Annotated in this window: 9 protein-coding genes; 1 reads left to right on the top strand and 8 read right to left on the bottom strand. The window is 61.9% G+C overall.

Features of this window, described 5'->3' with window-relative positions; all coding sequences use genetic code 11:
* Window positions 1-96: 96 nt before the first annotated feature.
* The 7 genes from AB4N84_RS02895 to AB4N84_RS02865 form a co-directional block, all read right to left on the bottom strand.
* Window positions 97-1779, bottom strand: a complete 1683-nt coding sequence (locus AB4N84_RS02895; RefSeq protein WP_460045187.1) for a BatD family protein — start codon at window positions 1777-1779, stop codon at window positions 97-99.
* Window positions 1776-3497, bottom strand: coding sequence for a VWA domain-containing protein (locus AB4N84_RS02890; RefSeq protein WP_460046928.1), 1722 nt, complete (start codon window positions 3495-3497; stop codon window positions 1776-1778). The genes AB4N84_RS02895 and AB4N84_RS02890 overlap by 4 nt, the downstream gene beginning before the upstream one ends.
* A gap of 8 nt (window positions 3498-3505) precedes the next feature.
* Window positions 3506-4573 (bottom strand): vWA domain-containing protein, encoded by a 1068-nt coding sequence (locus AB4N84_RS02885; RefSeq protein ID WP_460045186.1) that lies wholly within the window; start codon window positions 4571-4573, stop codon window positions 3506-3508.
* Entirely contained in the window at window positions 4566-5060 is a 495-nt protein-coding gene (locus AB4N84_RS02880; protein ID WP_074757180.1) for a DUF4381 domain-containing protein, read from the bottom strand. Before AB4N84_RS02880 ends, AB4N84_RS02885 begins: the two co-directional genes overlap by 8 nt.
* Window positions 5057-6001, bottom strand: a complete 945-nt coding sequence (locus tag AB4N84_RS02875; RefSeq protein WP_074757178.1) for a DUF58 domain-containing protein — start codon at window positions 5999-6001, stop codon at window positions 5057-5059. The genes AB4N84_RS02880 and AB4N84_RS02875 overlap by 4 nt, the downstream gene beginning before the upstream one ends.
* Before the next feature lie 4 nt (window positions 6002-6005).
* Window positions 6006-6965, bottom strand: coding sequence for an AAA family ATPase (locus AB4N84_RS02870; RefSeq protein WP_074757176.1), 960 nt, complete (start codon window positions 6963-6965; stop codon window positions 6006-6008).
* A 186-nt stretch (window positions 6966-7151) separates the two neighbouring features.
* A complete protein-coding gene (locus AB4N84_RS02865; protein WP_460045185.1) occupies window positions 7152-7514 on the bottom strand; it encodes a hypothetical protein in 363 nt (120 codons plus the stop codon).
* A gap of 575 nt (window positions 7515-8089) precedes the next feature.
* On the opposite strand from AB4N84_RS02865, the gene AB4N84_RS02860 reads away from it, so the two are divergent.
* A complete protein-coding gene (locus AB4N84_RS02860) occupies window positions 8090-12946 on the top strand; it encodes an NAD-glutamate dehydrogenase (RefSeq protein WP_460045184.1) in 4857 nt (1618 codons plus the stop codon).
* A gap of 997 nt (window positions 12947-13943) precedes the next feature.
* Here AB4N84_RS02860 and acnB read toward each other — a convergent pair.
* Window positions 13944-16553 carry a bifunctional aconitate hydratase 2/2-methylisocitrate dehydratase gene (gene acnB / locus AB4N84_RS02855; protein ID WP_074757170.1) on the bottom strand — a complete coding sequence of 870 codons (2610 nt, stop codon included), beginning with the start codon at window positions 16551-16553 and terminating at the stop codon, window positions 13944-13946.
* Between the last annotated feature and the right edge of the window lie 286 nt (window positions 16554-16839).

The raw sequence follows: 16839 nt of genomic DNA, 5'->3' as shown, positions 1-16839 counted from the left end.
CTCTGCGGCCAATGTGACGCGGAGCGTCACGGGTTGCGTTCCCCCCGGAGCAGGGGAACGATCGATGCGCGAAGAGTACGCATCGATCCAGAGAAATTATTTCGGATACAGCGGCGGCAGGCTGTCACCGCCGTTCGGGTCTTGCGGTCGTTCGACCGCTGGCAATGCCTTGACGGCGCGCCACAAATCCTCACCCAGCCACAGCTTGCCGGTTTCGCTGTACAGCGCGCCGTTCAGGCCGTCGAGCGCATCGGACAGTGGCACGAATCGCGCGGCCATGTCAGCGAGGGTTTCCGGTTGCTGACGGGCCCAGGCATCCAGCGCCTGCCGGGTCGCGTGCGGGTCATTGGCCAGACTGGCGCGTTTCAGGTCGTCCAGCACGGTGCGTGGGCTGGGACCGGCTTGTGCAACGCGGGTCAGCGCAGGCTGCCAGCGTGCCCGCCACCACAGGCCGAAGCCCAGCAGCGTGGTAAAACTCAACAGCACCGTGCTCAACTGCCACGGCCACACCGGCGGCCCGATCACCGTGACGCCGGTGTTTTCACTGACCGGCGTGTCCACCGCCAGGGCCGGGTTGGTGCTGACTTGCAGCGTGCGAGCGGGCAGGGCGCTGTGCTCCAGATGGTCTTCCTGAGTGTTCCACCACACCAGATCCACCGCCGGGATGTCGATGGCGCCGGGTCGGTTGGGCACCAGCGCTTCACGTTCTTCACGCACGCCGACCAGACCCCGTTCGCTCGCCTGATTGCTCAGTTGCGGCTGATCCGGGTAGCGACGCAGGGCGCTCACGTCGGTGGCGGGCAAGGGGGGCAGTTGTGCGCTCGACAAGCCTTCGGCCTTGATGACCAGGGTGCGGGTCAACGAATCGCCGATCTGACTGTGGGCCGGATCCGGACTCCAGTTCTCGCTCAGGCTGATACTGCGCGCGGGCAACCACGGCGTGTTGGCGGGGTAATGCTCGGGTTGCGGCTTGACCTTCAGCCCCAGCGGCTCGGACGTCACGCGCATCAGCTTGCCCGGCTTCGGGCTGGTGGCCATCGTCGGCTGACTGGTGGCTGCCGCCTGGGTGTCGGGAATGTCCTGCACCATCGTTGCACTGAATTCCTGGGCCGGAATCGTCAGCTCGCCGCTGTGCTGTGGATACAGCGCATAACGCATTTCGATGACGCCATGACGAATGCCATTGATCTGCTTCTCGTACGTGCGTGTGTCGCCGAGTTTTTCAATGCGCGCGTCCGGGACCTGCAACGGGGTCAGGTTGCTGTCATCGAACAGCGACACCGAGTGATAGACGCGCACCGTGAGCACCGCCTGCGCCTGCACGTAAACGGTGTCCTGGTCCAGGCTCGCTTCCATGAACACCGGCGCCAGCTTCTGTTCCTGAGACTGCGCGGACGGTTCGACCTCCACGACCTGCAAGGCGATAGGCTGGCTGACCAGTTCCCCCAGTTTCAGCGAGGGAATATCGATCGAGCCGCTGTGCTTGGGCATCAACGTGATCAGCCAACGGGTGGTCGCATGAACGTTGCCCTCGAGGGTGGTCAGGCTGTTGAGCTGGCGGGTGTCGCGCACTTCGAAATCGGCGTCCAGTGGGCTCATGTCCGGCTTGCCGAACAGCGTCGCATCGTCAGACTCCAGGGTCAGTTCGACCGTTTCGCCGGTGTTGACGCGTGTGCGGTCGACGCTGGCCTGCAACGTTGCAGCACGGGTGTCGGCCTGTGCCGCGAGCGCGACCAGGCACAACAACCAGGCGATTACGATTGTGTGCACACGACTCATCGGGCTTTTTCCTGATGTTGCTGTTGCTCGTACCAGAATTTGCGTCGCAGCAGTTCGCCGGGTTCGTCGGGGATCTGTCGCAGCCATTGTTCGAGCGCCTGGCGCTGTTCGCCGTTGAGGTGAGTGTCGGCCGGACGACTGGGCGCCCGGGTCGGTTCGTCGTCATTGGACAGTGCGTCGGAGGTGCCGGCGCCACCGGACAGGTCCGCCGTGCTACGCCCGTTGGCGTCATCGTCCCCGTTCTGAATCGGCGCCTGCGGATTCGTTTGCTGTTGCTCTGCGCTGTCCGATCGTGAACTGTTCGCGGCGTCATCGCCTTCGGTTTTACCTTCACTGGCGTCTTCGGCTGCGGCCTGTTTGTTCTGTTCCTGCATCTGTTCCACCAGCGCCTTGTTCGCGGCGGCGGCCGGAAAGTCCGGCTGACGTTCGAGCGCCTGTTCATAGGCATCGATGGCCGCGTCCAGTTCACCGCTTTTGGCCAGGGCATTGCCGCGATTGTAATGGTCGGCGGCGCTGTTGCCTTGGGCAAAACGCTGAGCGGCACCGGCATAGTCGCCCGCTTCGTAGAGCGCGATGCCCTGCCATTGCACGTCTTGGAAGTGCCGCGCCGCTTCGCCGGGGCGATGGCGTTGCAGCAAGTGCTGGCCCTGTTGATCGGGACGCAGAAACAGGTCCTTGAACTCGAAGGCATAGCTGTGTTGGGGAACCAGCATCAGCATCGGCAGGCACAGTACCCAACCGCGTCGACCGGCACAGGCGGCCAGCAAGAGCAGGGGCAGTAACAGCCAGTAACCCTGGTCGGCCCAACTGTCGAGGTGCACGGTCTGACCCTGACTGCGCAGGTCTTTGGGCCCATCGAGCAAGCCGAGTTCGCGCAAGTCGTCATCGTCCAGCCGCAATGGGGTGTAACGACCGCCGAGTTCTTCAGCGAAGTCCCTGAGGCTGTTGCCATCAAGGCGCGGCACCAGGATGCCGCCTTGCGCGTCCTTCAAGAAGCCGCCTTTCTCCTGCGCAACGGGTGCGCCTTCGGCGGTGCCGACGCCGAGCATCAGCAGTTCTGGCGCATGACCGGTCATGACGGAGCGGATGCCCTGACGCTCGGCGTCGTTCAGCGACGAGCCGATCCACAGCAGCCGCCCTACGCCCAGATCCCCCTGCTTGAGCAGGGCGAGGGCCTTGATTACGCCCAGGTCCGCGCGCTGCCCGGCTTCGGGCATGATCGAGGGCTTGATGGCGTCCAACAGGTTTTTGCTGGTCGACAGGTCATCGGACAGCGGCACGAGGGTGTGTGCGCTGCCGGCGTAGACGATGATCGCGGTCTGCGAATCGCTGCGCGCCTGCAACAGGTCCAGCAGTTTGCGCCGTGCCTGCTCCAGACGGGTGGGCGGGCTGTCGGCAGCGAGCATTTCCGGGGTCAACTCCAGCAGCACCACCAACGGGTCCACAGGCTTCTGGCTGGTCTGCTCGACACGTTGCCAACTCGGCCCCAGCAAGGCCAGCAATGCCAGCAGCCAGCCAAAGCCCAGGGCGATCCACGGCAATTTGCTCTCGCGACCGTTGCCCCCGCTGAGCAACGTCGAGTGAAACGCGCTGGGCAGAATCATCTGCCAGCGACCCACACGCTTCTGCCGGTTCCACAACCGCCACAGCAGCCAGCCGAGCAACGGCAGGAGCAACAGCCACCAGAGTCGCAGCCAGTGCGGCCACAGCGCGGACAGCGAGGCGATCATCGGCGCCTCCGCAAGCGCTTGAAGCGCTGCCGCCACTGCGGACCCTGGTGCAAGACCGGCTGGCGGGCAAGGAAGCGGTACACCGGGTTTTGCGGCCAGCGTTCGTGAATCACCAGCACAATGCTCAACAGCAACGCCATTGCCAGTGGCCAGTGATAGAGGGCGAGCGCGGGACGGGCCTGAGTGGGTTGTTGTGTGACGGGTTCGAGGGTGTCGAGGGCCTTGCCGATTTTTTCCAGCTGCACGCCGTCGCGGGCGCGGAAATATTGCCCGCCTGAGATCTCGGCGATTTCGCGCAGGGCGGGCTCATCCAGATCCAGGCTCGGGTTCAGACCGAGAATGGTGGTCGCGCCCTTGTCGGGGTCGGCGCCAATACCGATCGGATAAATCTTCACGCCTTCTCCCGCTGCCAGACGCGCTGCAGTCGCGGGGTCGATCTGACCGGCGTTGTTGGCGCCGTCAGTCACCAGAATCAACACACGGCTCTGCGCGGGACGTGACCGCAGGCGTTTCAGCGCCAGGCCAATGGCGTCACCGATGGCCGTGTTTTTACCGGCGATGCCGATGCGCGCCTCGTCCAGCCAGACGCGCACGGTCTTGCGGTCGAAGGTCAACGGTGCCTGCAAATAAGCCTGGCTGCCGAACAGGATCAGGCCGACCCGATCGCCCTGACGATGCTCGAGAAAGTCGCCGAGCAACTGCTTGACCAGCGTCAGGCGGCTGACTTCTTCGTTCTGCCAGACCATGTCCGGATAATCCATCGAGCCTGAGACGTCGACCGCCACCAACAGATCGCGCCCACTGGCCGCCACGGGCAACGGGTCGCCAAGCCACTGCGGGCGCGCAGCCGCCACCAGCAGCAACAGCCAGAGGGTCACGAAGGGCAGTTGCCGACGCCATCCCGGCAGATGAGCACGGGCGCGACGACCGGCCAGGCCCTCCAGCTCATTAAGGAAACTCACCTTGAGCGCGGCCTCGCCGCTGTCGGCCACCGGCAACACGACCCTCAGCAGCCAAGGCAGCGGCAACAGGGCGAAAACCCAGGGCCAGGCGAACTCAAACATGTTTGCGAATCCAGGTGTCGACCGACTGGGTCAGGCCATTGATGGCCTTGTCGTCGAGTTTGCACTCAGGTTTGTAAGCGCCTTCGACCAGGATCATCCAGCGGGTCAGGCCCGCCGCCGGGCAGCGATTGTCGAGAAATGCCAGCCATTTGCGGCCATTGAGGGTGTGGCTCTGGCTATAGGGGTAGTCGTTGCGGCACAGGCGTTTGAGCAAGCCATTGATCTGCTGCAGCCATGCGCCGGCCGGGGCACCGTCATAGGGTTTGGGCAACTGGGCGAGTTCGATCAACGCCGCCTGGCGCAGCGGATCGAGCGGCTGCTCGACCGCCTCGCCGGCAGCCTTTTTCGGCAGGAAAACCCGCGCGCGCCACAGGCCATAACCCAATAGCGGGATCAGGGCCAGCAGCAGCCACCAGCCGGGCGCGGGTGGCCAGACACTCACCGGCTCGGGGAGAATCATCGGCTGCAACTGGTCCAGCAGGCTCATTTTGGTTTAACCGGTTGCTGGGCATTCAGGTAATCGCGCAGCTGCTCCACCATCTCGCGTTGCGTGCTCAGCGGAATCATCAACACGCGCAGCTTCTTGGCCAGCAATTCCCAGCGCGCCTGCCTCGCTTCGCCTTGCGCGCGGTAGGTCTGACGCAGGTCGGGGTTGAGGGTGTCGAGTTCCAGTTGCGCGCCTTTCTCGGCGAACCTCAGCAGTCCGGCGGCGGGCAGCGCATGGTCCAATGGATCGGACAGCGGCAGCAGCAACAGATCGCAGTGCCGCGAAAGCAGGGTCAGTTGTTGTTCGGCGGAATCGGACAGGGCGCGCTCATCGCACAGAATGAACACCAGGCTCCCCGGTCGCAGGACTTCCCGCGCGCGACGCAACGCGACACCGAAGGTGTCCCGGTCTGCCACCGCCTCGGTGTGCAGCGACTGATTGACCCGCACCAGCCGGTTGAGCAGTTGCAGCAGGCTTTGCTTGCTGCGGCGCGGTTTGATTTCGTAATGCTCGTTGTCGCCGAACACCAGCCCGCCGACCCGGTCGTTGTGGCCCAGCGCCGCCCAGCCGATCAAAGCGGCGGCCTGTGCCGCGAGCACCGATTTGAACATCAGGCCCGAGCCGAAAAACAGGCGGCGGCTTTGTTCGACCATCAGGAAAATCGGCCGCTCACGCTCTTCGTGGAACAGCTTGGTGTGCGGCTCCTGCGTCCGGGCGGTGACGCGCCAGTCGATGGTGCGCACGTCGTCGCCTGCCTGATAGACACGCACCTGATCGAAGTCGACACCGCGCCCGCGCAATTTGGAGTGATGCAGACCGATCAGCGGGCTGCGCCGGCTTGGCGACGAAAACAGCTGCACTTCCCGCACGCGATGGCGCATCTCGATCAGCTCGGCAAGGCTGATGCGGATGCCCGGTTGGGAAATCAGATAGGGTTGCATGGGATCAGGCGACGGCAACGACGTCGAGAATGCGCTGGATCACGCGGTCCTGATCAATGCCTGCGGCTTCGGCTTCGAACGACAGGATGATGCGATGGCGCAGCACGTCAAAAACCATCGCCTGAATGTCCTCGGGGCTGACGAAGTCACGGCCCGCCAGCCAGGCATGGGCCCGTGCGCAACGGTCCAGGGAAATCGAGCCACGGGGGCTGGCGCCGTAACCGATCCACTCGGCCAGCTCCGCGTCGAATTTGGCAGGCGTGCGGGTCGCCATCACCAGTTGCACCAGGTACTCCTCCACCGCGTCGGCCATGTACAGGCCCAGGATTTCCTTGCGCGCGGCGAAGATTGCCTGCTGGGTCACACGCCGCTCGGGCTTGGTCTCACCGTTCAAGGCTTCGCCACGGGCCTGCTGCAGAATCTTGCGTTCGACGTTGGCATCAGGGAAACCGATTTTGACGTGCATCAGAAAGCGGTCGAGCTGTGCTTCGGGCAGCGGGTACGTGCCTTCCTGCTCGATCGGGTTCTGCGTGGCCATGACCAGAAACAGCGGCGACAGATCATAGGTGCTTCGTCCCACGCTGACCTGACGCTCGGCCATGGCTTCAAGCAGTGCCGACTGGACCTTTGCGGGCGCGCGGTTGATTTCGTCTGCCAAGACCAGATTGTGGAAGATCGGACCCTGTTGAAAGACAAAGCTGCCGGTTTCCGGACGATAGATCTCGGTGCCGGTGATGTCGGCAGGCAACAGGTCGGGCGTGAACTGGATGCGATGGAACTCGGCCTCGATGCCTTCGGCCAGTTCCTTGATCGCTTTGGTCTTGGCCAGGCCCGGCGCGCCTTCGACCAGCATGTGGCCGTCGGCAAGCAGCGCGATCAGCAGGCGCTCGACCAGTTTCTCCTGCCCCAGAATCTGAGTGGAGAGAAAGGTTCGCAGCGCGATCAACGCTTCACGATGTTCCATCGATGACGGTTCCTGGCAGGTTCGCAGCAGCGCCAAAAGGGCGCCGAAGCTGGGGGCGTTACTTTAATCCATCCGAGGGGCTGGCGACTAACCGGGCAAGGGGTTTTTTCAGTGTTGGGCGGCGTTCGTGGGGCAAAAGTGAGAATTGTCTGACAGATTCCGGGTATTCCCACTGTTACGCGGCGTTTACGCTGTGATCTCGCTGACGTACGTCCCCACCTCCTTGAGGATGATCTTCAGCGTTTGATCCAGATCCCGCAGCTCATTGGGCGGCGTGCTGTGGGTGATCTCGTAAACGGTGTCGCCGCCGAAAGGTTTGGCGTCGGCGGCATCGATCTCCACGACCAGACGGGTCGCTGAGAGCGTCACTTTCAGATGTGAATCGACGTGAATGGTGTCGTCGCGGAAGGTGATGTCGACCTCGTCCTCATCCGGAAAGCGCGCCAGCAGGAACAGGTCGCCGTTGGTGGCGTGGCAGCAGGCCAGCGCCATGTCATCTTCTTCCTCGTCGCAAGGGTTGTGGATGAAGCTGTCGGTGATCATCTTCATGGGCGTGGTCCTGTGGCTCGGTTCGGGGCAGGGGGAGATTTTGCCAGTCCTGAACATTTTTTGCCTACTTGTCGACTGGCCCGGTTCCCATGGCTTGCGCCAACACCTGTGGGAGCGAATTCATTCGCGAAAATGTTTCAGGCGACGGAGATGTAGGGATTGTACTGGGGTCTCGCGCATGAATTCGCTCCCACAGGTGTCCGCAACCTCCCGGTTATCGAAGTGTTCAAGCCCCTCCTGCGTACCTGGGAAACATTCCGTTGCAAGCCGATGTCCGAATATGTCGCAGGACCGCAAGCAGCCGCGTGGCCGCTATCGTTAAGCTGCGTAGCAGATGAACGGACGTGTGGCCGAGCCTGCCTGGGCAGACGTCACACCGATCGTCATTCGGGTCGGATCAATGTGACGACGCACACACGACGAGCGTTAGTACTCAGGCAAGTGTGATCACGCACCGCGCCTTGTCACGTTTTGCTGACTATCATCGAACAGACGCAAAACGGGCACACGCATGCACGACCCTGAAACACGCATCTCTCCTACATAAAAAGCCCAAGCCAAGCGGAGTACCACAGATGGCGTTCTTCACCGCAGCCAGCAAGTCCGACTTCCAGCACCAACTGAGAGCGGCACTGGCCCAGCACATCAGTGAACAGGCACTGCCACAAGTGGCGCTGTTCGCCGATCAATTCTTCGGCATCATTTCCCTCGATGAACTGACTCAGCGCAGGCTTTCCGACCTTGCCGGTTGCACCTTGTCGGCTTGGCGTCTGCTCGAGCGTTTCGAACACAGCAAGCCTGAGGTTCGCGTCTACAACCCTGATTACGAACGTCACGGCTGGCAGTCGACGCACACCGCAGTCGAAGTGTTGCACCACGACCTGCCGTTCCTCGTCGACTCTGTCCGTACCGAGCTGAACCGTCGCGGTTACAGCATTCACACGTTGCAGACCACCGTGCTGAGCGTGCGTCGCGACGCAAAAGGTCAGTTGGTCGAGCTGCTGCCAAAAGGCACCACCGGCGATGGCGTGCTGCAAGAATCGCTGATGTACCTGGAAATCGATCGCTGCGCCAACGCCGCAGAATTGAACGTGCTGGCCCGCGAGCTCGAGCAAGTGCTCGGTGAAGTCCGTGTGGCCGTTGAAGACTTCGAACCGATGAAGGCCAAGCTGCACGAGCTGCTGGCAGGCATCGACGCCATCGGGTACACCGTTGACCCGGACGAGAAAGCCGAGGTCAAGGTGTTCCTCGAATGGCTGGTGAACAACCACTTCACTTTCCTGGGCTACGAGGAATTCACGGTCAGCGGTGGCGGCGAAGGCGGTCAACTGACTTACGATCCGTCCTCCTTCCTGGGCCTGACCAAATTGCTGCGTGCCGGGCTCACGGCCGAAGACCTGCACATCGAAGGCTATGCAGTGAATTACCTGCAGGAGCCCACGCTGCTGTCGTTTGCCAAAGCCGCGCACCCGAGTCGTGTGCATCGCCCGGCGTACCCGGACTACGTGTCGATCCGCCAGATAGACGCCGACGGCAACGTGATCAAGGAATGCCGCTTCATGGGCCTGTACACCTCTTCGGTGTACGGCGAGAGTGTGCGCAATATCCCTTACATTCGCCGCAAGGTCGCCGAAGTCGAACGCCGTTCCGGTTTCGATGCCAAGGCGCACCTTGGCAAAGAGCTGGCGCAAGTCGTTGAAGTGCTGCCGCGCGACGACCTGTTCCAGACCCCGGTGGACGAACTGTTCACCACGGTCATGTCGATCGTGCAGATCCAGGAACGCAACAAGATTCGCGTATTCCTGCGTAAAGACCCGTACGGCCGTTTCTGCTACTGCCTGGCCTACGTGCCGCGCGACGTCTATTCCACCGAAGTCCGTCAGAAGATCCAGCAAGTGCTCATGGAGCGCCTGAAGGCCAGCGATTGCGAGTTCTGGACCTTCTTCTCCGAATCGGTACTGGCCCGCGTGCAGTTGATTCTGCGAGTGGACCCGAAAGTTGCCCTGGACATCGACCCGATACAACTGGAAAACGAAGTCATCCAGGCCTGCCGTTCGTGGAAGGACGATTACGCGAGCCTGGTCATTGAAAGCTTCGGCGAAGCACAAGGCACCAATGTGCTGGCCGACTTCCCGAAAGGCTTCCCGGCCGGCTACCGCGAGCGTTTCGCCGCGCATTCCGCCGTGGTCGACATGCAGCACCTGCTGAACCTGTCCGAAGCCAACCCGCTGGTCATGAGCTTCTATCAGCCGCTGTCGGGCGACAAGGCGCAGCTGCACTGCAAGCTGTACCACGCCGACACCCCGCTGGCGCTGTCCGACGTCTTGCCGATTCTGGAAAACCTCGGCCTGCGCGTTCTGGGCGAGTTCCCGTATCGCCTGCGCCACACCAATGGCCGCGAGTTCTGGATTCACGACTTCGCCTTCACCTATGGCGAGGGTCTGAACCTCGACCTGCAACAGCTCAACGACACCCTGCAGGACGCCTTTGTCCACATCGTCCGTGGCGAGGCTGAAAACGATGCGTTCAACCGCCTGGTCCTGACCGCCGGTTTGCCATGGCGCGACGTAGCGCTGTTGCGCGCCTATGCCCGGTATCTGAAACAGATCCGTCTGGGCTTCGACCTGGGTTACATCGCCAGCACCCTGAACAACCACGCCGACATCGCGCGTGAGCTGACCCGACTGTTCAAAACCCGCTTCTACCTCGCGCGCAAGCTGAGCGGTGGCGATCTGGACGACATGCAGTCGCGTCTGGAGCAGGCCATTCTTTCGGCGCTGGACGACGTTCAGGTCCTCAACGAAGACCGCATCCTGCGTCGCTACCTTGATCTCATCAAGTCGACCATGCGCACCAACTTCTACCAGACCGACGCCAATGGTCAGAACAAGAGCTACTTCAGCTTCAAGTTCAACCCGCGTCTGATTCCTGAGCTGCCCAAGCCAGTGCCGAAGTTTGAAATCTTCGTGTATTCGCCGCGAGTCGAAGGCGTTCACCTGCGTTTCGGCAACGTTGCGCGCGGTGGCCTGCGCTGGTCCGACCGTGAAGAAGACTTCCGTACCGAAGTTCTGGGCCTGGTAAAAGCCCAGCAAGTGAAGAACTCGGTCATCGTGCCCGTGGGCGCGAAGGGCGGCTTCCTGCCGCGCCGTCTGCCGACCACCGGCACCCGTGACGAGATCCAGGCTGAAGCGATTGCCTGCTACCGCGTCTTCATTTCCGGTCTGCTGGACATCACCGACAACCTGAAAGAAGGCGCGCTGGTTCCGCCGGCCAACGTCGTGCGTCATGACGACGATGACCCGTACCTGGTGGTGGCGGCGGACAAAGGCACCGCGACCTTCTCCGACATCGCCAACGGGATCGCCATCGACTACGGCTTCTGGCTGGGCGACGCATTCGCCTCGGGCGGTTCGGCCGGTTACGACCACAAGAAGATGGGCATCACCGCCAAAGGCGCGTGGGTTGGCGTTCAACGCCACTTCCGCGAGCGCGGCATCAACGTTCAACAGGACAGCATCAGCGTGATCGGCGTCGGCGACATGGCCGGTGACGTGTTCGGTAACGGCCTGTTGATGTCCGACAAGCTGCAACTGGTGGCGGCGTTCAACCACCTGCACATCTTTATCGACCCCAATCCCGATCCGGCCAGCAGCTTCGCCGAGCGTCAACGTCTGTTTGACCTGCCGCGTTCGGCCTGGACCGATTACGACACCAGCATCATGTCCGAGGGCGGCGGTATTTTCCCGCGCAGCCTCAAGAGCATCACCATCACGCCGCAGATGAAGGCGCGCTTCGACATTAGCGCCGACAAACTGACCCCGACCGAACTGATGCACGCGTTGCTCAAGGCGCCGGTGGACCTGTTGTGGAACGGCGGTATCGGCACTTACGTCAAGGCCAGCTCCGAGAGCCATGCCGACGTCGGCGACAAGGCCAACGACGCCCTGCGTGTCAACGGCAATCAGTTGCGCTGCAAGGTGGTGGGCGAGGGCGGCAACCTGGGCATGACCCAGTTGGGTCGCGTCGAGTTCGGGCTGCTGGGCGGCGCCACCAACACCGACTTCATCGACAACGCCGGTGGTGTGGACTGCTCCGACCACGAAGTGAACATCAAGATCCTGCTCAACGAAGTGGTGCAGGCCGGTGACATGACCGAGAAGCAGCGCAACCTGCTGCTCGAAAGCATGACCGACGAAGTGGGCAATCTGGTGCTCGGCAACAACTACAAGCAGACCCAGGCTCTGTCGTTGGCCGCGCGTCGTGCTTACGAACGCATCGCCGAATACAAGCGTCTGATGAGCGACCTGGAATCTCGCGGCAAGCTGGACCGTGCCATCGAGTTCCTGCCGGCCGAGGATCAGTTGGCCGAGCGCATCGCCGAGAAGCAAGGCCTGACGCGTGCGGAACTGTCGGTGCTGATCTCGTACAGCAAGATCGACCTCAAGGAAGCGCTGCTGGAGTCTCGCGTACCGGACGACGATTACCTGGCCCGCGACATGGAAACCGCATTTCCGCCTTCACTGGGCGCGAAATTCTCGGAATCCATGCGCCGTCACCGCCTGAAGCGCGAAATCGTCAGCACCCAGATCGCCAACGATCTGGTGAACCACATGGGCATCACCTTCGTGCAGCGGCTCAAAGAGTCGACCGGCATGAGCGCCGCGAACGTGGCCGGTGCTTACGTGATCGTGCGGGACATCTTCCACCTCCCGCACTGGTTCCGTCAGATCGAGGCGCTGGACTACAAGGTCCCGGCTGAGATCCAGCTGGCGCTGATGGATGAACTCATGCGCCTGGGCCGTCGTGCCACGCGCTGGTTCCTGCGCAGCCGTCGCAACGAACTGGACGCCGCCCGCGACGTCGCGCACTTCGGTCCGCACATCGCCGCGCTGGGGCTGAAACTGGACGAGCTGCTGGAAGGCCCGACCCGTGAAGTCTGGCAGGCGCGTTATCAGGAATACGTCGAAGCGGGCGTGCCGGAGTTGCTGGCGCGGATGGTTGCCGGGACCACGCACCTGTACACGCTGCTGCCGATCATCGAAGCCTCTGACGTGACGGGCCAGAACGCGGCCGATGTGGCGAAAGTGTACTTCGCCGTTGGCAGCTCGCTGGACGTGACCTGGTACCTGCAGCAGATCAGTGCGCTGCCGGTCGAGAACAACTGGCAGGCCCTGGCCCGCGAGGCGTTTCGCGACGATATCGACTGGCAGCAACGGGCGATCACGGTGTCCGTCCTGCAGATGCCGAACGGCCCTGTGGATGTGGAAGAGCGCCTGAACCTGTGGCTGGAGCAGCACATGCCGATGGTCGAGCGCTGGCGCGCGATGTTGGTCGAACTGCGTGCAGCGAGTGGTAATGACTACGCGATGTACGCCGTTGCCAACCGCGAACTGCTGGACCTGGCCATGAGCGGGCAGACTGTGGTGGTTTGATGATTGTTTGAGTGATAACCGGAGCCCCGTGTCGAGAGATGCGGGGCTTTTTTGTTTTGTGTTGGGATTGGGATTGGGGGTATATCCGTTTCTGCGGTAACGGCGGCTTACGGTTCCGCTCTTACAGCGGGTCACTTTTGTAAAAAGCGACAAAAGTAACCCAAACGCTTTGCTCCCGGCTTGGCCCTCCTGCGTCGGGTACCCGCACTCCGACGACGCTCCGTGGGCCCGCGCCGAACGGACATCCATGTCCTGACGGCGCTCTCGTGGCATCCATGCCGCTCGACCCACTCCGCGCCGCCTGCGTTTGGCCTGCACCCAAGTCGCGTTTGGTGGTGTCTGGGCTGGCGAGGCAGGAAGATCAAAAGCCAAAGCCAAAGCCAAAGCCAAAGCGAAAACGAAAGCTGGAGGTAGTGCGATCCCCTGAGCGGTCCGGCTATAGGGGTCCGTGCCCGCCGCCGAACCTGTAGGAGCAGTCGGAGGTTACGACGGCCGCGAAAGCGGTGGGTCAGCTGCAAATGTTTTATCTGATACACCGCCTTCGCGGCCGTCGTAACCTCCGACTGCTCCTACAAGGGGGTCGGGGCGAAGCCAAGATCAACGTTCGCTTTTGATCTTGATCTTCATACGCGATAGATCAGACGCCGCAGAACGCGACTTGGGTGCAGGCCAAACGCAGACGACGCGCAGTGGGCCGAGCGGCAGGGATGCCGCGAGAGCGCTGCCAGGACATGGATATCCGTTCAGCGCGGGCCCACGGAGCGTCGTAGGAGTGCGGGTACCCGACGAAGTCGGGCCCAACCAGGAGCAGGGCACTTTTGGTTACTTTTGGTGCCTTTTCAAAAGTGACCCGCTGTAAGAGCGGAACCCATATCCGCGCCACCCCAAATAACGGATATACACCCACCACCCAGAGCCACCCAAACCCAAACCCAAACCCAAACACCCATAAAAAAACCCCGCCGAAGCGGGGTTCTTTCAACGCTCTGTTTCGCGCTTACGCTTGAACAACCGGAATCTTGGCGTTCGCTGCGATTTCACGGAACTCGGCAATCTGGTCGAAGCTCAGGTAACGGTAAACATCGGCAGCCATGCTGTCGATCTTGCCCGCGTACTCCATGTACTCCTCAACGGTCGGCAGACGACCCAGGATCGACGCAACGGACGCCAACTCGGCCGAAGCCAGGTAAACGTTCGCACCATCACCCAGACGGTTCGGGAAGTTACGGGTCGACGTCGACACCACGGTCGAGTTCGGCTCTACGCGTGCCTGGTTACCCATGCACAACGAGCAGCCCGGCATTTCCATGCGCGCGCCAGCCTTGCCGTAGATACCGTAGTAGCCTTCCTCGGTCAGCTGGTGAGCGTCCATCTTGGTCGGCGGCGACAGCCACAGACGGGTTGGAAGCTGACCTTTGACCTGATCCAGCAACTTACCGGCAGCGCGGAAGTGACCGATGTTGGTCATGCACGAACCGATGAACACTTCGTCGATCTTCTCGCCAGCAACGCTGGACAGCAGACGGGCGTCGTCCGGGTCGTTCGGCGCGCAGAGCACGGGCTCTTTGACGTCGGCCAGGTCGATCTCGATGATCTCGGCGTATTCAGCGTCAGCGTCGGCTTCCAGCAGCTCAGGGTTGGCCACCCAGGCTTCCATCGCCTGAGCACGACGCTCCAGCGTACGTGGGTCGCCGTAGCCTTCGCCGATCATCCAGCGCAGCAGGGTGATGTTCGAGTTGAGGTACTCGGTGATCGACTCTTTCGACAGTTTGATGGTGCAACCGGCGGCAGAGCGCTCGGCCGACGCGTCAGACAGTTCGAAGGCTTGCTCGACGGTCAGGGTTTCCAGACCTTCGATCTCCAGGATGCGGCCGGAGAAGGCGTTCTTCTTGCCTTTCTTCTCGACGGTCAACAGGCCTTTCTGGATCGCGTAGTAAGGAATGGCATGAACCAGGTCACGCAGGGTGACGCCCGGTTGCAGCTTGCCTTTGAAACGAACCAGGATCGACTCCGGCATGTCCAGCGGCATGACGCCGGTGGCAGCGGCGAACGCAACCAGACCGGAACCGGCCGGGAACGAGATACCGATCGGGAAACGGGTGTGGGAGTCACCACCGGTACCGACGGTGTCCGGCAGCAGCATGCGGTTCAGCCAGCTGTGGATGATGCCGTCGCCCGGACGCAGCGAAACGCCGCCACGGGTCATGATGAAGTCAGGCAGGGTGTGGTGAGTCTTGACGTCGATCGGCTTTGGATACGCCGCGGTGTGACAGAAGGACTGCATCACCAGGTCGGTCGAGAAGCCCAGGCACGCCAGGTCTTTCAGTTCGTCACGGGTCATTGGACCGGTGGTGTCCTGAGAGCCGACGGTGGTCATTTTCGGTTCGCAGTAGGTGCCAGGACGAACGCCTTTGCCTTCCGGGAGAGCACACGCCTTGCCGACCATCTTCTGTGCCAGGGTGAAGCCTTTGGTGCTGGCAGCAGGAACTTCAGGCAGCTTGAACAGGGTCGATGGCGGCAGGCCCAGCTCTGTACGTGCCTTGCCGGTCAGACCGCGACCGATGATCAGCGGGATACGACCGCCAGCACGGACTTCGTCCAGCAGGACTGGAGTCTTCAGTTCGAAAGTGGTGATCACTTCGTCGCTGTCGTGCTTGCAGACCTTACCCGCGTAGGGGTAAACGTCGATCACGTCGCCCATGTTGATGTTGGTCACATCGAATTCGATGGGCAGTGCGCCCGCATCTTCCATGGTGTTGTAGAAGATCGGAGCGATCTTGCTGCCGAAGCAGAAGCCGCCAGCGCGCTTGTTCGGGACGTACGGAACGTCGTCACCGAAGAACCAAAGCACCGAGTTGGTCGCCGATTTACGCGAGGAGCCGGTACCGACCACGTCACCGACGTAGGCGATAGGGAAACCCTGGCCACGCATTTCTTCGATCTGCTTCATCGGGCCGATGGAGCCTTGTACGTCAGGCACGATGCCGTCGCGCGCCATTTTCAGCATGGCCAGGGCGTGCAGCGGGATGTCCGGGCGGGACCAGGCGTCAGGCGCAGGGGACAGGTCGTCGGTGTTGGTTTCGCCGGTCACTTTGAAAACGCGCAGGCTGATTTTCTCGGCCAGGGTCGGGCGCTTCTGGAACCACTCGCCGTCAGCCCAGGACTGCAACACGCCTTGAGCGTGAGCGTTGCCGTTCTTGGCTTTTTCAGCGACGTCGTGGAAGGCGTCGAACATCAGCAGGGTGTGCTTCAGTTGTTCGGCGGCAACCGGTGCCAGCTCGGCGTCGTCCAGGAGGTCGACCATCGTTACGATGTTGTAGCCGCCTTGCATGGTGCCAAGCAGTTCTACAGCGCGTTTCTTGTCCAGCAGAGGGGAGGTGACTTCGCCTTTGGCCAGAGCGGAAAGGAAACCGGCTTTGACGTAGGCAGCTTCGTCAACGCCAGGCGGAACGCGATTGGTGATCAGGTCAAGCAGGACAGCTTCTTCGCCAGCCGGTGGGTTTTTCAGCAGCTCGACCAGGCCTGCAGTTTGTTCGGCGTTAAGCGGCTGGGGCACGATACCCTGGGCGGCACGCTCTTCGATGTGTTTACGGTAGGCTTCAAGCACAGTATTACCCTCATCAGTGGTCCCAAATGGGTGTCCGGGACGCTCATCCAGAGAAAGTCCGCAGCCGTGCTCGTCAAAAACTTTTTGAGTCTTATGGCAGGCAGCTGACGATCTCCAACAGAAGCTGTTTTCAAAGTTTTACGCCTGCATGAACGGTTCCTGAGGAGGGGACGCAGGGCGAGCCTGCGTCGTAGAACCGACTGCTGGGTAGACTTGACTGTGCTCGTGACGCTTTGAAAACAGCTTCCAACGGACATTGGCGCCTTAAAAGGCCCGGTGATTCTAC

The sequence above is a fragment of the Pseudomonas sp. S2_H01 genome (assembly GCF_054668305.1).
This window is presented reverse-complemented; position numbering and strand designations above follow the sequence as displayed.

Excerpts from the sequence above, each read along its gene's own strand:
- AB4N84_RS02895 (WP_460045187.1), bottom strand. The coding sequence starts at position 1,779 with ATGAGTCGTGTGCACACAATCGTAATCGCCTGGTTGTTGTGCCTGGTC.
- AB4N84_RS02880 (WP_074757180.1), bottom strand. The coding sequence starts at position 5,060 with ATGAGCCTGCTGGACCAGTTGCAGCCGATGATTCTCCCCGAGCCGGTG.
- AB4N84_RS02865 (WP_460045185.1), bottom strand. The coding sequence starts at position 7,514 with ATGAAGATGATCACCGACAGCTTCATCCACAACCCTTGCGACGAGGAA.
- AB4N84_RS02875 (WP_074757178.1), bottom strand. The coding sequence starts at position 6,001 with ATGCAACCCTATCTGATTTCCCAACCGGGCATCCGCATCAGCCTTGCC.
- AB4N84_RS02870 (WP_074757176.1), bottom strand. The coding sequence starts at position 6,965 with ATGGAACATCGTGAAGCGTTGATCGCGCTGCGAACCTTTCTCTCCACT.
- AB4N84_RS02860 (WP_460045184.1), top strand. The coding sequence starts at position 8,090 with ATGGCGTTCTTCACCGCAGCCAGCAAGTCCGACTTCCAGCACCAACTG.
- AB4N84_RS02885 (WP_460045186.1), bottom strand. The coding sequence starts at position 4,573 with ATGTTTGAGTTCGCCTGGCCCTGGGTTTTCGCCCTGTTGCCGCTGCCT.